The sequence below is a fragment of the Sphingobacterium composti genome, assembly GCF_009829075.1.
Lineage (GTDB): Bacteria > Bacteroidota > Bacteroidia > Sphingobacteriales > Sphingobacteriaceae > Sphingobacterium > Sphingobacterium composti.
The window spans coordinates 25,758-42,754 of record NZ_WUQZ01000004.1 but is presented as its reverse complement, the minus strand read 5'-3'; the positions used below and the strand labels follow the sequence as shown (position 1 = coordinate 42,754).

17 protein-coding genes and 1 tRNA gene are annotated in these 16,997 nt (G+C 34.7%); 4 read left to right on the top strand and 14 right to left on the bottom strand.

All coding sequences use genetic code 11. The annotated features are described in order from the left end of the window. Window positions 1-356: 356 nt before the first annotated feature. The 7 genes from GOQ17_RS04045 to GOQ17_RS04015 form a co-directional block, all read right to left on the bottom strand. Window positions 357-1,313, bottom strand: a complete 957-nt coding sequence (locus GOQ17_RS04045; protein ID WP_159635167.1) for an MBL fold metallo-hydrolase RNA specificity domain-containing protein — start codon at window positions 1,311-1,313, stop codon at window positions 357-359. After that, complete coding sequence (coaE, locus tag GOQ17_RS04040; protein ID WP_159635164.1) at window positions 1,307-1,900, bottom strand: dephospho-CoA kinase; 594 nt, start codon at window positions 1,898-1,900, stop codon at window positions 1,307-1,309. The genes GOQ17_RS04045 and coaE overlap by 7 nt, the downstream gene beginning before the upstream one ends. A 7-nt stretch (window positions 1,901-1,907) precedes the next feature. Beyond that, a complete protein-coding gene (locus GOQ17_RS04035) occupies window positions 1,908-2,855 on the bottom strand; it encodes a hypothetical protein (protein WP_159635162.1) in 948 nt (315 codons plus the stop codon). 94 nt (window positions 2,856-2,949) lie between these two features. Then, a complete protein-coding gene (gene yajC / locus GOQ17_RS04030; protein WP_159635159.1) occupies window positions 2,950-3,267 on the bottom strand; it encodes a preprotein translocase subunit YajC in 318 nt (105 codons plus the stop codon). 21 nt (window positions 3,268-3,288) lie between these two features. Continuing rightward, on the bottom strand, window positions 3,289-3,720 hold the full coding sequence (locus tag GOQ17_RS04025; protein WP_159635156.1) for a DUF1573 domain-containing protein: 432 nt from the start codon (window positions 3,718-3,720) through the stop codon (window positions 3,289-3,291). A 5-nt stretch (window positions 3,721-3,725) separates the two neighbouring features. Next, on the bottom strand, window positions 3,726-4,673 hold the full coding sequence (gene nusB / locus GOQ17_RS04020; protein WP_201288519.1) for a transcription antitermination factor NusB: 948 nt from the start codon (window positions 4,671-4,673) through the stop codon (window positions 3,726-3,728). Between the two features lie 58 nt (window positions 4,674-4,731). After that, window positions 4,732-5,799 (bottom strand): Glu/Leu/Phe/Val family dehydrogenase, encoded by a 1,068-nt coding sequence (locus GOQ17_RS04015; protein ID WP_159635153.1) that lies wholly within the window; start codon window positions 5,797-5,799, stop codon window positions 4,732-4,734. Between the two features lie 158 nt (window positions 5,800-5,957). Between GOQ17_RS04015 and GOQ17_RS04010 the strand changes: the two genes are divergently transcribed. From GOQ17_RS04010 to GOQ17_RS03995, 4 genes are all read left to right on the top strand, one after another. Then, on the top strand, window positions 5,958-7,736 hold the full coding sequence (locus GOQ17_RS04010; protein ID WP_159635150.1) for an ABC transporter ATP-binding protein: 1,779 nt from the start codon (window positions 5,958-5,960) through the stop codon (window positions 7,734-7,736). Window positions 7,737-7,795: 59 nt separating this feature from the next. Beyond that, complete coding sequence (locus GOQ17_RS04005) at window positions 7,796-9,769, top strand: DUF3858 domain-containing protein (RefSeq protein ID WP_159635147.1); 1,974 nt, start codon at window positions 7,796-7,798, stop codon at window positions 9,767-9,769. Continuing rightward, window positions 9,769-11,676, top strand: a complete 1,908-nt coding sequence (locus GOQ17_RS04000) for a DUF3857 domain-containing protein (RefSeq protein WP_159635144.1) — start codon at window positions 9,769-9,771, stop codon at window positions 11,674-11,676. Before GOQ17_RS04005 ends, GOQ17_RS04000 begins: the two co-directional genes overlap by 1 nt. Before the next feature lie 15 nt (window positions 11,677-11,691). Continuing rightward, window positions 11,692-11,764: transfer RNA gene (locus tag GOQ17_RS03995), tRNA-Ala, on the top strand. 63 nt (window positions 11,765-11,827) lie between these two features. On the opposite strand, the gene GOQ17_RS03990 is transcribed toward GOQ17_RS03995, so the two are convergent. The 7 genes from GOQ17_RS03990 to GOQ17_RS03960 form a co-directional block, all read right to left on the bottom strand. Continuing rightward, window positions 11,828-12,019 (bottom strand): cold-shock protein, encoded by a 192-nt coding sequence (locus GOQ17_RS03990; protein ID WP_159635141.1) that lies wholly within the window; start codon window positions 12,017-12,019, stop codon window positions 11,828-11,830. Between the two features lie 425 nt (window positions 12,020-12,444). Next, window positions 12,445-13,125 carry a hypothetical protein gene (locus tag GOQ17_RS03985; RefSeq protein ID WP_159635138.1) on the bottom strand — a complete coding sequence of 227 codons (681 nt, stop codon included), beginning with the start codon at window positions 13,123-13,125 and terminating at the stop codon, window positions 12,445-12,447. 107 nt (window positions 13,126-13,232) lie between these two features. Continuing rightward, a complete protein-coding gene (locus GOQ17_RS03980; RefSeq protein ID WP_159635135.1) occupies window positions 13,233-13,646 on the bottom strand; it encodes a hypothetical protein in 414 nt (137 codons plus the stop codon). A gap of 61 nt (window positions 13,647-13,707) precedes the next feature. Further along, window positions 13,708-15,033, bottom strand: coding sequence for a DEAD/DEAH box helicase (locus tag GOQ17_RS03975; RefSeq protein ID WP_159635132.1), 1,326 nt, complete (start codon window positions 15,031-15,033; stop codon window positions 13,708-13,710). A 142-nt stretch (window positions 15,034-15,175) separates the two neighbouring features. Next, window positions 15,176-15,439, bottom strand: a complete 264-nt coding sequence (rpmA, locus tag GOQ17_RS03970) for a 50S ribosomal protein L27 (RefSeq protein ID WP_159635129.1) — start codon at window positions 15,437-15,439, stop codon at window positions 15,176-15,178. Window positions 15,440-15,482: 43 nt separating this feature from the next. Then, on the bottom strand, window positions 15,483-15,794 hold the full coding sequence (gene rplU / locus GOQ17_RS03965) for a 50S ribosomal protein L21 (protein ID WP_159635126.1): 312 nt from the start codon (window positions 15,792-15,794) through the stop codon (window positions 15,483-15,485). Between the two features lie 552 nt (window positions 15,795-16,346). Next, entirely contained in the window at window positions 16,347-16,997 is a 651-nt protein-coding gene (locus tag GOQ17_RS03960) for a DUF421 domain-containing protein (protein ID WP_159635123.1), read from the bottom strand.

Genomic DNA, 16,997 nt, shown 5'->3' with positions numbered 1-16,997 from the left:
GTAATTTGTTACACAAGGATTAAAGAAGTATAATTTAACATGACGTAATGCATAAATAGTATTTCGGAAACTGTTGTAGTAGCCCTTAATAAATTAAAATAAAGAATATTTGACCTCAATTAGGTTTATAATTGAGGTCATTAAGATTTAGAAAAATACTTTTACAATACTATCCTAAATAGCCTAATAGATAGTAAATAATAATAAATACGATTATTGTTCCGAAACAACCAAGTCCCATTTTTTTAGCGCCCCAGCCTGCTATTAATGCTCTAAATAATTTGTTCATATTTGGTAAATATTATGTGATACCATATATAACCAAGATCTTCAAAGAAAGTTTTAAAAATTTAATACTAACTCTTTGTAATATTTCTCACTTTGATTTTATTTTCATAGTGAGATTTGAGGTGCATACCTTCACCATGAACAGTCCAAATTTCTGTCGGCTCAACTTTAGCAATAAAAGTATTTAAATCATTCCAATCTATATGATCTGAAATGAATAACATCATATCATTATGATTTTGCAAACGTTTCCAGCCAGATGCAAACACGCGAACCACATTCTTTGCTCTGAAATAATTATGAAAGGTCATCGGCGGTACCAAATATATTTTATCCTGACCATCTTTCAGAGCCTTACGATTATAAATTTCATAAGTAAGCTTTACAAAACCTTTGTCATCGTAAATGCGATGTATAGGAGCGATATTGTGATGTGTATAGACTGTTTTTTGGGGACAATAGGTATTAATAAGGTTCGTTATACGTTGTGCTTTACCTAATGCATAGCAGCCCAACATAATATTCAACGAAGTTGAATTAAGTTTTTGTATTTCGGCAATAGGGTCAGGATGGTTCACCGCTGGATCAGCAAAAGTAGTCTCCGTAATCAAAACATCAGCCTTTATGTATTCGATAGGCTCACATGTATGATCTTCTTGCAGTTTATAATCGCCTGTGTAGAGATATCGAACACCATCATATACCATCAATATTTGAGCAGAGCCCAGTATATGGCCTGCTGGAATGAAGGAAATTTCAACCTCACCTATTTTGAAAGTTTCATTATATGATTGCTCGTAATAAGAGTTAATAGGTTGCTTCGTAAACCGATGCTGCATAAAAACAATTGTACTACTGGTCGCAAATATCATTTTATGTCCTGGCACGGCATGATCACCATGAGCATGTGAAATGACAGCTTTGCCAACTGGATATTTCGGATCAATATAGAAATCACCATACGCACAATAATAACCAAACTCATTTTCTATCAAAAAATCTTCTAAAATATCTGTATTTAGCATGTACTTGTTAACTGCTTGTGTAATCTATAAATCTGTGGAAGCAAGGGCTCGCTTCCGTCGTTGATAAGAATAAAATCTGCCAATTTACACTTTTCCTCATCTGGCAGTTGTTTGTTTATTCTATTTAACACTTCCTCACGTGAAACATTATCTCTAGCCATCACACGATCAATACGAATTTCCTCTGGTGCCACCACCAAAATTGTATAATCCAATGTCTTAAATGAACCTGACTCGAATAATAAAGCCGCTTCTTTGAGGCTATAGCATGAAGTTTGCGCAGCAGCCCAATCTACAGCATCTTGGATGACAACAGGATGCACGATGCTATTGAGAAGTTCCAATTTGTCTGGAGCATTGAAAACTTGAGCGGACAACCACTTACGATTCAAACTACCATCTCCAAAATATACTTCATCACCAAATGTTTCAATCAATCCTCGACGGATGGATTCACTTTTGACCATCATGATTTTCGCTTGTTTGTCCGCATCATAAAATGGAACACCTAATGTTTTGAAAATCTTAGCTACAAAACTTTTTCCCGAGCCAATTCCGCCTGTAATACCTACTTTAATGGATTTCATACTATTATTATTTCCGCACAAAAAAATCTACATTTTGGGGTTCCAACTTAATTACTTGAACAAAGTCTGGAATTTTGGTGAGACGTATAGGCAAACTTTTCACGTGTTGATCTTGCCAATTCTCGAGGTCAACTACAGCTTCAAAATCACTTGCAGTCCATTTTACATAATCTTTTAATGGAACCATTACTGTCATACTGACTTTACTTGGAACCGTACGTACAGAACTGTAGCGAGAAGCATTGATAATTTTGATCGGTACTTCAATAATTTTTTCTGTCAATTCACCTACAGGAATAACTACTTCTGTCATCCGCGGATAGATAGTTATGTTAGTTTTATTATTTTTGTTAATGTTTGCTATAGTTCGAATATCAGTAAAGACTAAGTCACCCTTAATCGTATCAGTTTCTAAAAATTCGATATTAGCAACATCTTCTGTTGGGCCGGTAATAGTCACAAACGACGGATTAGCATTCGTTCTCCCAACAAAACCATATTGTTTCTTAAAAGTAATACTTGTTGGCACTTTTATAGGAACTTTACGCTGTGTCTGACGTGAAAAATCAAAATATAAAGTATCTGGAGAAACACTTATTACACGTTTGTCTGTAGGAAACTGTCGATTAATGAAACCAATTTGATTGGAGAAAACAACAAAATTCCTACTATTTAACCCACTCAAATCAACTTGAATATTAGTAGTATCCGTGCGCAACTTTGCTAATAATACATTCCATCCACTCATCCGCACCTTTAAGCTTACAGTATCAGATTGTAAGGGGTGAAAAGCACGCTTTTCTGGCATGTTTACATATTGAATTCCCGCCTTTATCGAAAATGTATATTGATTTGAAACAGCTATCAGCAGCCAAGCGACAAAAGAAATTAGAAGACAACGCAAAAAGATGTTTATCTTACGTTTATGGATTTTTGTAAATCTACGTTGCTTCATACACACAAAGTTAAAAAAATATATGTATGCAGGGCATATACAATAATAAAGCCATTCACCCAAGGGCAAATGGCTTTTATAAATTTTATTTTAATTAAGCTTTAGGCTCCGCATTAGCAGCTTTTGAAGCGTCTAATGAAACTGCTGATTTATCAAAACGCATGCGTACACCAGAACCTACATCTACTAAAAATGTAGTATCCGACACTTCTACAATGCGTCCATGAATACCTGCAGTCGTCACAATCTTAGCATTAACACCTAATTCTTCAATATACTTTTTGTGATCTTTTTGTTTTTTCATCTGTGGCCTAATCATGAAGAAGTAGAATACCACAATGATTAATACCATTGGTAGCATACTCATCAAACCACCGCCACCGCCAGCTTGTAATAAAATAGTTGATATCATATTATAATTAATAATTTAAATTTATTTTCCTACAGTTCCTTTTACTTGTACTGTCGTTACAGCATTCTCTGCATTTGACGATATTGTAATAATTTTTTGTTGTACACCTGGTTGTCCTGCACTATTAAAACTAACCTTTATTTCACCCTCTTTACCTGGCAAAACTGGATCTACTGTATAACTCGGTGTAGTACAACCACATGAAGCACTTACTTGCGCTAAAATAACCGGTTGTTTACCTTCGTTCTTGAATTTGAAAGTATGATCCACTACTTCACCTTCTTTTATACTGCCAAAATCATACACATCCGAATCAAACACAATCTTACCGGCTTCATCATTACTAGTAGCAACAGTTAGAGTTGAATCTCCTGATTCTTGTGATTTTCCTGACGGGTTATTACATGCCAGCAACATTGATAATGCTGCTCCAATGAATAGTACTTTTTTCATTCTATTTAATCTTTTAGTCCTCTTCCTGACTTTTTGATACGACCTTGTTTTGTCAAGTCTGCAAGAATTTTGTCTAATATACCATTTATAAATGTATTACTTTTCAATGTACTAAATGTTTTTGACAATTCTATGTACTCATTGATAGTAACTTTTACAGGTATAGACGGGAAATTAATAAGCTCACTTATCGCCATACGCATTAGAATAGTATCCATCAATGCAATACGATCAGCTTCCCAATTCTTTGTCTTTTCTGCGATCAATAACTGATATTCTTCCGAATAACGAATCGTTGTCTTTAATAAATCAGCGATAAAATCTTCGTCTTCTGACCAGTTAGGTGTCAAATCTGCCAACTTGTTTTGAGAAGGAACTTCTGAACTAAAGTTTTTGAATGTTTTTGCAATCATCGCTTGCAATACCTCTTTATCAACAGTCCAGTTGATAAACTTTTCTTCGAAAACTTGTTCAATTTCTACTGATTTCAATATTATCTTTTTGAAAATATACTTGATAATATCCTTTTCAGCATTGATACTTCTATCTTCGGATTGTAGATATTCTAAATATGCTTCAGAATCCTTTAACTGTGCAAAGATCGAACGAACTATCTCTGGATCAAATCCCCAAGACACCTTATACTTTTTCACCAATTCCAAATAGACTCTATTCTGACGTAAAGACTCAATAAATGTATTGTTATTCAGCTTTGTTGTCAAAATTTTATCCTTTTCAGTTGGCAAAAATTTTGCGGCACGACTATCGGCATCTAAAACTACGTATTCTGCTACTTCATCCAGTAAATTTAATGTCCAGATGTACATTTCATTTACTTCATCTACATTCTTGAAAAGTGCCTTTTCAAAATCTTTAATTTGTTTATCTTCCGATAAACTGTACGCATAAAGCGTTTGCATTACCTTAACTCTAAGGTGTCTTCTGTTTAACATAAGTGTATAAGAACGAATTTATTTATAAAGAACGTATTAAAATCGAAGACTATTACGCTTACCTTTTCAGTTTGGACATATCCTCAATTCGCTTTTCAGCTAATTGTTTGGCAGCCTCATAAGTCGTGATATTTTCTTCTCTCGAACGCTGCAACACATGACGTGTTGCTGTATATATATTACGGATCAATGATTCTGTACGCTCTGTACCATATCCTTCTAACTCTGAATAACAGCTAATTAAAGCCCCAGAATTTATTAGAAAATCAGGTGCATAAAGAATATTATGTTCCTTTAATAATTTGATAGTTTCTTCTTCATCTTTTAGTTGATTGTTTGCCGAACCCGCGATGATTTTACAACGCATCTTAGGAACAGTGTCAGGATTGACAGTACCGCCTAATGCACATGGCGCATACACATCCACATCCAACTCATAGCTTGTAGCATATTGAATAGGCTCAGCTTTATATTTTGCTGCTACTTTCAATTTACGCTCCTCGGTCATATCTGAGACATACACACGTGCATTTTCATTGCGCAACATAGATACCAAATGTTCACCAACTGAGCCAACACCTTGCACTGCGATCTTACGACCTGCTAAAGAATCATCTCCGTACAACTCTTTAATTGCGGCTTTGATACCATAAAAAACACCTCGGGCTGCAAAAACAGTCGTGTCACCTCCTCCATTCATCGAAGTTGGAAGACCCGCTACATAATTAGTTTCTGCATGAATGTGTTCAAGATCTTTTTGTGTAGTGCCTACATCTATAGAAGCAATGAAATTACCATTCAATCCTTCGATAAATTTACCTACACGACGCATCAAAACTTCTGTTTTGTCGGTACGGTTATTACCAATAATTACGGCACATCCTCCTCCTAAATTCAATCCTGCCAATGATGATTTGTAAGTAATTGCTTTGGAAAGACGCAATGCATCTTCGATAGCTTCTTCTTCAGACTCATACGGCAACATGCGGACACCGCCAATTGCTGGTCCTAATGTAGTATCATGAATAGCTACAATAGCTTTAAGACCCACAGCAGGATCATTACAAAAGAATAGGTTCTGATGATCGGCAGTAGCCATCAGATTGAAAATAGTGGAATTTTGCATAACCAAAATTATTAATCATTAAGCCTCTCAAAGGCTGTACAAAAATAAGAAATTAATTTTGTTAAAATTACCTTTTGATGCATTTATGAAAGTATGACTTTAATACAACCATTACAATGAAAATATTAAAGCTAAACCCTTACCTTTGTTAGCAAATCATGAAAGATCTAGCTTATTTAAATAAATATTTTATAAAATATAAATGGCGTCTGATTCCAGGAGTTATTTTTGTTATTATTTCCAATTATTTTGGCATATTACCCGCAAAAGTAATCCGTGAAGCCTTTGATTTAGTAAAGGAAAATATTGATTTGTATAAGCTCTATGATGGTTTTGAAAATCAACAGTCCATCTATGACGCTTTTGGAAAAAGCCTTTTATATTTTGCAGGTATAGTTTTATTACTTGCGCTTTTGCGTGGAATCTTCCTTTTTCTGATGCGCCAATCCATTATTCTTATATCGAGATATATAGAATATGATTTAAAAAATGAAATTTACAAACATTATCAAGCATTAGATTTTTCGTTTTTTAGACGCAATAATACTGGAGATTTGATGAACCGCGCGACTGAAGATGTGAATCAAGTACGCAACTACCTTGGCCCTGCCATCATGTATTCCATCAATACGGTTACGCTTTCCATTATGGTGATATATGCCATGTACGATGTCAATCCTACATTGGCGACATATGCTTTATTACCTATTCCAATTATCATGGTAATTATTTTGTTTATCAACAAAATGATTAACCAACGAAGCACAAAAATTCAGGCACAATTATCAAAATTGTCTTCTTTTGTACAAGAAACATTCTCTGGAATTCGTGTTATCAAAACTTATACCCAGGAAGGCAGCAAAATCGAAGAATTCAAAAAAGAAAGTAATGTGTATAGAAATACCTCTTTGGATTTGGTTCGCGTGCAGGCAGTTTTTTTTCCATTAATTATTTTTTTAGTAGGCTTTAGCACGATTATTACTGTATATGTGGGCGGTTTAGAAGTAAATAAAGGAACAATTACAGCTGGAAACATTGCAGAATTTATTATTTATGTAAATCAATTGACCTTCCCTGCTTTAGCTTTGGCTTGGGTTACTTCTTTGATACAGCGTGCTGCTGCATCTCAAAGGCGAATAAACGAATTTTTGAATACCAAATCCGAAATTCCAAACGGCACGGTCACTAAGGATTTGGAAGGCAATATCCGCTTAGAAAATGTTTCTTTCACTTATCCCGAAACTGGCATAAAAGCTCTGGACAACATCAACCTCAGTATAAAAGCTGGGCAAACAGTTGCAATTATTGGTAAAACAGGATCGGGTAAAAGTACCCTAGCCAACCTTTTGTTACGAATGTATGATGCAGATGATGGCAATATAACATTTGATGGTATAGATATTAAAGATTTTGATTACGAACATTTACGCCATCAAATAGGTTTCGTACCGCAAAATGTATTCTTATTTTCGGATACTATTGCCAATAATATTGCATTTGGTTTGGACAAATACTCCGATGAACAAGTCGAAACAGCAGCTAAACAAGCTGCTGTCTATGAAAATATAATAGGTTTTGAGGAAGGATTTAATACGCATATTGGCGAACGAGGAATCACTCTTTCGGGTGGTCAAAAACAACGTGTTTCGATTGCAAGAGCATTAATAAAAAATCCAGAAATATTAATATTTGACGACTGTTTATCGGCTGTAGACACCAAAACGGAAGAAGAGATCCTGCATAATCTAAGTAAGATTATGAAAAATAAAACGTCCATATTTATTGCTCACCGGATTTCAACCATTAAAAACGCAGATCATATTTTGGTATTGGATAATGGCAAAATCATCGAAGAAGGAAATCACGACACCTTACTTGCATTAGGTGGTGAATATGCAGATCTTTATGACAAACAATTATTGCAATCACAAGAGTAATTTTATGGGAATATGAAGTATAATTGTTATTTTCAACAAACAATTATAATTTAAATTGAATGAAAATTATTCTATTATTTTTTGCGATAAATTTCTATTATATAGCACAAGCACAGCAGATTGATTTTCCGCCAGTAACCATAGGCACTTTTTCCAACACTGAGAGCAATCCAGATCCCAATGCTGATGCATTTGTTGTACTTGAAAAAGGACGTACTCACATGGATGTTAGTGAGCGTGATCGTGGTCTTCGTATATTCCACACATACAAGGCTCGCATAAAGATTCTAACTCAGGAAGGATTTGACGAAGCAAATTTTACGATACCGCTATATAGTTTTGGGAAGGATTTTGAGTATGTTGAAAATGTGGTTGGTAAAACCTACAATTTAGAAAATGGACGTTTAGCGGAAACCTTATTGGAACGCAAAAATGTAGTTACCGAAAATAAAAGTGAGTTTTTAAAATTAACCAAATTTACACTCCCTAACATCAAAGTAGGATCATTGATAGAGATTGAATACCAAATAGTATCGCCAGATATTTTTAATTTCAGAAGTTGGCAATTTCAATCTAATTTACCAAAGGCTCGTAGCGAATATAATGTACGAATTCCAGCAATCTGCAACTATAATGTGACTTTAAAAGGGGCTTTGAAATTAGAAGATACGAAATCTAAAAAAGAAAGCGAATGCGTCGTGATAATGGGAAGACGAATTGATTGTTCAAACATTACCTACAGCATGAACGCTATTCCAGCATTCAAAGAAGAAGCTTTCATGCTTGCTCCCAAAAATTACATCTCCGCTATCAATTTTGAATTGGTCGAAATGGCGAATCCAAACGGAGGAATCGATAAATACACCAAAGCTTGGAAAGATGTTGACATGGACTTGATGAACGAACGAAGTTTTGGAGGACAGCTCAAAAAAATTGATTTTATAAAAGACAAACTAGATCCGAAAATTCTAGAAATCCCAGACCATTACCATCGAGCTACTGAAATATACAAATGGATAAATAAAAACATTAAACTAAATAATATTTACGGAAAATACAGTCAACACGGGATCGAAGAAGCATTTCAAAAAAGAAATGGAAATGTTGGCGACATTAATTTAGCCTTAATTACAGCATTTAATGCCGCTGGGCTTGAAGCCTATCCAGTAATTATTTCAACAAGAAATAATGGCCTCCCGCATGATTTACACCCCATCTTATCGGATTTCAACTATGTCATTGCTGCTGTAAAAATCAATGATGAATTTACATTAGCTGATGCCACAGAGCCTTTGGTGCCATTTGGTCAATTACCCTTACATTGTATAAATGGTCGAGGAAGAATCATTTTTTCTCGCAAATCATCGGAATGGATTGATCTTACCAACAAAATTGTTTCTGTCACGGATTACCATTTTAACGGCAAGTTAGATTCAGACGGTAAGTTGAAAGGAACGCTTATGATATCCAATACCGGCTTAGATGCACTAAATAAAAGAAAAGAAATTTTGCATTATCCAAGTTTTGAAGAATACACCGAGCAATACGACGACAAGCTTACTTATACTCGTATATTACAATCATCTGTTGAAAATTTAGAAAATCCTGATCAAATACTTTTAGAGAAATATGATATAGAAGTAAATGTGACCGATCAAATAAAAGCTGGTCATGTGCAATTTAATCCAATATTTATTTCTAGAATTACTAAAAACCCATTCAATCTTGATGAGCGAAATTACGATGTTGATCTTGGTGCTCGAGATTTAGAAAAGCATACAATTGAGATTGAATTGCCAGAAGGATTTACGTTCAAACAAGGACCTAAAAAAGTAAATTTAGCATTACCAGAAAATTCTGCGCGCTATTATTATTCTTCAGAAATAAAGGACAATAAGCTAACAGTAGCACAACAAATTGCTCTTAATAGAGCCATTTACTCCAGTGACGCATATTTTGGTCTTAAAGAACTTTTCTCTCGAATAATCCAACATATGCAAATTGACCATGAATTTAATTATCAGCCTAAATAATGAAATTAAAGTATTTTTATTTGATTGCGATGTCGCTTTCTAGCTTAGCGTTATCCGCCCAAGATTACGCAGTTAGTCACATTCCTAATGAATTAAAAAGCAGAGCAACAGCTATAGTACGTGATGAACAAACAAGCTTTGATATGAAGGCTGAAAATAATATCACCGAAACAGTGACACGAGCTGTAACCATCTTAAATCAATCTGGAGAAGATTATGCACAGCTTACGCTATATTACGACAAAAGTAAGGTAATAAAGGACATCAAGGGCTTTGTTTACGACGAATTCGGCAAACAAATAGGAAAATTCAACCAAAAAGATTTTAAAGATTATAGTGCTACAGATGGTGGTACTATGTATGGTGACTTACGGGTCAAACACTACGCACCTAGCGTGACGATGTATCCATACACTATTGTATATTCTTACGAAATTAAACATGGACAAAATCTGTTTATTCCCTATTGGTATCCTAACAGAAATAGTGATCTTGCGGTAGAAAAAAGTTCTTACCAATTTAGTTGTAAGCCAGATCTGAACCTTCGGATAAAAACTGAAAATCTTCAACAAGAAGCCATAGTAAGTAAGGATGATAAAGGTAAAACATACACATGGACAGCTACAAAACTCAATGCTCGTAAAATAGAACCATATTCACCCATAGAGCATCCTAGCAAAATGGTTGTAAAAATTGTACCTGAGACCTTTCAATATTATAAAAAGCGTGGAACAGTACGTGATTGGAAGGATATGGGTAAATGGATTCATGATGAATTACTCGTAGGAAAACAAGATTTGCCTGCTACCACAGTCGAAAAAGCTAAACAAATTGCCAGTCAATTCGACAATCCAAAAGATAAAGCTAAAGCTTTGTACAAGTTTATGCAAGATAAGACGCGCTACATTAGTATACAAGTAGGTATTGGTGGTCTTGAGCCCTTTCCCGCATCATATGTAGATAAACTCGGTTACGGAGATTGTAAAGCCTTAGTGAACTATATGCAAGCACTATTAGCAGCTGTGGACATTCCTTCACTATATTGCGTGGTAGAGTCAGGCCATCAAAAAATAAGTTTGGATGAAACATTTGCGAATGCCGTAGATGGCAACCATATTATTTTGTGTGTACCATTTGAAAACGATACCGCTTGGCTAGAATGTACGAGTAACAAAAGTCCGTTTGGGTATTTGGGTGATTTTACAGATGATCGTCTTGTATTAGCGTGTACAGCAGAAGGAGGGAAAGTTTTGAGAACACATACCTACCCTGCTGACGAGAGTTTACAAATACGCAAAAATGAATTTAAAGTATCCAAAGATGGTAGTTTAGACGGAACAGTCGCGACTTCATTTTCGGGATCACAATTCGAAAATCATTTTCACAATATGTTTAACAGCCTTCCAGATCAAAATAAACAACTCAAAAAATACTATGATGTCAATAATATTGCTTTCAACATAATAGATTACAAAGTCAATACGGAGGCAGCACCCATATTAGTAGAAAACCTGACGGTGAATATTCGGAATTATGTAGTAAAGAATGGAATGAATTATATTTTCACACCAAATATTTTTAATATACAGCGTCATATTCCAGAATCTAGAAATAGAATTAATCCGCTGTACATTAATCGTGGATATACCGATGTTGATGAATCTGAATTTATATTTGAAGAGAAATTAAAAGGTTTTTTGGTTCCCATAAACGAGAAAATCGAATGTCCAATGGGCACATATGAATTAAAAATATCTTCAGAAGGGCAAAAAATAAATTATTATCGTAAATTAGAAATCAAAGACGGTACGTATTCCGCAGATCAATACCAAACCTACTATGATTTTATTTCAAAAGTAGCTGCAAATGACAGACTACGCTATACGATAAACATATCGGATGAATAATAAACTTCTGATTTTGGGGTATTAGCTCATTTGGTAGAGCGCTTCGCTGGCAGCGAAGAGGTGATCGGTTCGAATCCGATATACTCCACAAAATAAAAAGGGCTAAAACATGAATGTTTTAGCCCTTATAGTAATACAATATGAAGTATTGTTATGCTATACGTACGTTAGTAGCGTTTAGTCCGTTACGTCCTTGTTCTACATTATAAGTAACTTCATCATTTTGTCTGATGTTGTCAACTAATCCTGTCATGTGTACAAATAAATCTTGACCACCATCTCTAGGTGTAATAAAACCAAAACCTTTTGTCTCGTTGAAAAATTTTACTGTTCCTTGTTGCATTTTGTAATGTATTAAAATAAATAAATTTGTTAAGGCTATAAAGCCATTCTTTTTAAGATCCTTAAATCTTAAATAATCATTCGTTAACTAAACGTGAAAAGAATTAAATGATTTTGAAGGAAACAAATTCAAATAGTTACTTCATCAAATTTGATGATAACATTAGCTGTGTAAAGCGAAAACTAAAAAAGAAAAGTAAACTATTCGGTTCTAGAGAAGCAAGGCAGAGCCTGATTATACCCAAAGATAACATTATTTATCTGATATCCAATTTTTAAATTACTTTACCTCCATTAGCACGCTAAATTTTCAATCTACAGCATATATAAAATTCTTCTGTGTTGCATATATTATAAAAATCAAAGGTACGTTTACTGCAACTTCATATTTTTATTCTTTTAATTCCATTTCTTAACATAAAAAAATTACTTTTTATCGGTTAGATAAACTTCTAATAATCCATCTACAGATTCCATACTGATTTGAAAGCCGAGTTCCTTAATTAGTACAGGAACAGATTCATTCTCAAAATCTACACTATTTAGTGATTCTTTTGGTAACGCAGATTTACTCATTTCCTTAGATTTAGACATGTAATAGGTTGAGTCATCTACTTTTACAACCTTAAACCAACCAAATCCATTTTTGTAAGCTATACGATCGTCTTTAGTTTTAAACTGCTCAAATCTTCCAAAATAAATATCTCCAGCAACAGGATTTTTATGCATTGCAACAAACCGTTCAGATTTGGGGCCAGCGGGTTTTAATCCATTGTAGGTTAGATAAGAAAAGAATCCAATTAATGCTAATACGAAAATCCATCCGACGATTGTAAACTTAAAAATAAAAGGAGGCTTTTGCACATCGTTAATATTTCTTTTAACGAATGCATGCATTTTTTGGGACCATTTTCCTCTAGATATTCTCTTTTGTGTAACCCCATCCCAAAATACTGGCTCCACTTGCTTACTGTATACTGTAAAAAAAGCTGCATGTGATTTTGTCCTATAAAAGGTTAAAACTAATGGGTTATTTGGATTTATTGGATTTATTAATCGTGTATCCTGATACTTACCTACATCTATTTTACTTAATGATAAAAACATAACTATAAGAGTTTATTCAGTTTAATTTAAAAAATTAAGAAAAATTTCTCAAAAGTTAACTAATTATTTTTAATAACAACAAAATTTATTTTAGAATAGGCGTTCGTTTATTCTACTTTTTTATAAACCCTTTTAGGCGGATCGAATAGTATTGTCCATTCTATAAAAGTTAATACACCCATAAATTCAATCTTTTTACCATCACCTTCGATATAAGTATCTCCATTTTTGAGGAGTACTATAGGGACACGCTTCTTTTCTTTCCAACGGTAAGGCGTATAGTGATTATCTCCGATAAGCGTATCGCCTTTTATGTCACCATTTATTTCACCTATTACAGGAGCAACGCCTCCTTTTGTATGGGTATATGTACCAAAGAATCTATTTTCGTATCTGACTAACCGCAGCCTTGAGGTATCTCGACCATCCACATGCATATAGTATTCTTCATGCTGTTTAGATGCTTTGTCAGAATTACAGGCAAAGCACAATAATAAAAGAAAAACAGAAAATCTGCGCATATTTTAAATCTAAAAATTTATCATGAAATAAAAAAGGGAAGCTTTCGCTTCCCTTTTACTTTTATCTTGTTCTAGAACCTCCACCAGAATTACCGGCTTGCTTTCTTCTACGTTCTTTACTTGTAGGTTTAGTTTTCTTTTTATGGCGAAAATCAGGTTTTGCACCTTCTTTTGGTTGCTCTTTAGCTCCTCCTTTTTTGCCTTTACCTTGAGACGCGATAAATTGATTTTTCTGCACAAATTGAGGTGACATAGTTAATCCTTCCATCACTTCTACAGGCAATTCAAAACCAATCGTATATTGAATATCTTTGATATATGGAATCTCTTCTACATCGCATAGAGATATTGCGAAACCAGATGCTCCTGCCCTGCCCGAACGACCAATACGGTGTACGTACGACTCAGGCATATTTGGAATCTCATAGTTAATCACATATTGCAACAAGTCGATATCAATACCACGTGCCGCAATATCCGTAGCGACCAACACTTTAATATCTTTTTTCTTGAATGCTTCTAATGCATTTTGACGTGCATTTTGGGATTTATTTCCATGAATAGCAGCTGCAGAAATTTCATTCTTATGCAACAACTTCACCAAACGGTCAGCTCCGTGCTTGGTTCGTGCAAACACCAATACACTATCATCTACACGCGTATTCAACAATTGCAATAAAGCTTTTGGCTTATTTGCTTTTTCAATATAATATAATGTTTGTTGTATTGTTTCTGCCGTAGTAGATTCAGGCGTTACTTCTACTTTTACGGGATTGCGCAAAATAGAATCTGCTAAAGCTTGAATTTGCTTAGGCATGGTAGCCGAGAAAAATAACGTTTGTCTTTTCTCTGGTACTAAAGATAAAACGCGTTTTACATCGTGAATAAATCCCATATCCAACATTCTATCCGCTTCGTCTAATACTAAGATTTCAATCTTATCCAACCAAACGATTTTCTGCGACACTAAGTCCAATAAACGTCCTGGTGTAGCGACCAAGATATCTACGCCTTGACGCAATTGTTGCACTTGGCTAAATTGATTCACACCACCGAAAATTACAGCATGTTTCAATTTTAAGTTTTCACCATAAGATTCGATAGATTCATTGATCTGGATAGCTAACTCGCGTGTCGGCGTCAAAATCAAAGAACGTATAGTTCCGCGTTTGTGATCTTTGGGTTTGAAATTATTCAGTAATTGTAAAATAGGAATAGAAAATGCTGCAGTCTTACCTGTACCAGTCTGCGCACAACCTAATAAATCTTTACCTTTTAATACTTCTGGAATTGCCTGCTCTTGAATAGGCGTAGGATGTTGATAACCTTGTTTGTCCAGTGCATCCAAGATTGGTGCACTTACTTTTAAATCTTTGAAAGTCTTCATGTACTATATTGTGAGGACCTTGCAAAAAAAATTCGAAAGAGCCTCGTGTTAAAAATTTGGCAATATTATCAAAAGGATATATTCCTCTAAAAAACAAAAGCCGCCAAGTAACTTAGCGGCTTTGTGATTTTGTTAGGCAATCTTAGTTTTGCTCAGCAGGAACTACTGAAACGTAAGATTTGTTGTTAGCTTTTTTACGAAAAACTACTGTACCGTCTACTAAAGCAAACAAAGTGTGGTCTTTACCGATACCTACGTTAGCGTCAGGGTTGTGAACTGTTCCACGTTGACGTACGATGATGTTACCAGCGATAGCTTTTTGACCACCAAAAATTTTGATACCTAATCTCTTACTGTGTGACTCACGGCCGTTCTTCGAACTACCCGCACCTTTTTTGTGTGCCATTTCTTTATCTTAATTTAAGACTTGCGTCTGATTAAAAATTCGATTATAAACTGATACCAGTGATCTGGATTTTAGTGAATTGTTGACGGTGACCGTTTTTCTTTTTGTAGCCTTTACGACGTTTTTTCTTGAAAACGATAACTTTATCACCTTTTAAATGAGACAAAATCGTTGCTGAAACTTTAGCACCTGCGATACTTGGAGCACCTACAGTGAATTTGCCGCCATCTTCTGCCAACAATACTGTGTCAAATTCAATACTAGCGCCTTCATCTCCTTGTAAACGGTGTACAAAAAGATATTGGTCTTTTGCAACTTTAAATTGCTGTCCGGCTATACTTACTATTGCGTACATTGTTATTTATTTAATTTTCTTTAATGAGTTGCAAAGATAGCGCATTGTTTTTAATTATACAATTATTTTTTGTTTTTGAAATTGACTATTCGATATAAACTCTTATAAAAAGAGAATTAAAATCTAGAGGTCTCTCCTTACGTCGAGATGACGAACTAAAGGAGATTCTTTATAAGAAACACGTCTTTTCGAACGAAGTATAGTGAAGAGTGAAATCTAAACAAAAATATTCTCGCTCAAGCCGCGAGGGGCTCTCCCTTTTGTCTTGTCAAAAGGAAGCAAAACCGTGTCGCTGAAAACTTTCGCAACAATGGATTTCCATTCGTACAATTACGCGAAAGTTTGTGAGGCGACAATTTTCTAAAATTAAAGGCACTAGCATTAATGTTATATAATTACTACGATTTGTTTCATTTAAACGACTTTTCGAACGAAGCATAGCGAAGAGAGAAATCTAAAAATTATCTATAATTGGTAGAAATATGACCTATAGATCTCTCCTTTCGTCGAGATGACGGGCTAAGTGGAAAATCATTCCAAAAATATTAAAACCTAAGATATTCGTTTCGTATTCAGCGCTAAAGCCCATTCTTTATGCTGACATCGCGGACAAACCGCATCTATCGCTAGTAATTCTTCTTCTACTCTACCACAAAACATACAAGCACAAGGTTTATTAATGGGTAAAGTTTTGATTGCTTTATAATGATTAGGAAATAAAGGCAATCCGTATTTAACATCATCGTCAGGATAAAATAAAACACTTAATGTGGCGTCGGTTTCAAGTAACGCATAACGTACTTGTCCCAAATGTTCTACGGATTGATTTCGTAGTTCTGCAAAAAATTCCATTTGAGAGAAATCAGCATCTTTTTCATGTTTAATTTCGAACTCACCTTCTTGTACAATGACCATAGATTTACCTTCCAAAATTTCATGCAGAAATTTCAAACGCACACTCAACAATGTCACTCCTTTATATATCACCAAAATCGTAAAAAGAACAGTCACACCATACAGCAAAGGCACCTCTTCTTGAAACATCGGATCTCCTGCCGCAGATCCCATCCCTAAAATAATCGCCACTTCAAAAAGCGTCAATTGACGTACTCCTCTTCGTCCAGATAACCTCAGCACCAATAAGATGACCACAAACATAATGCAGGTGCGGTATAATATTTCTAATAAAAATTCATCTTCCAT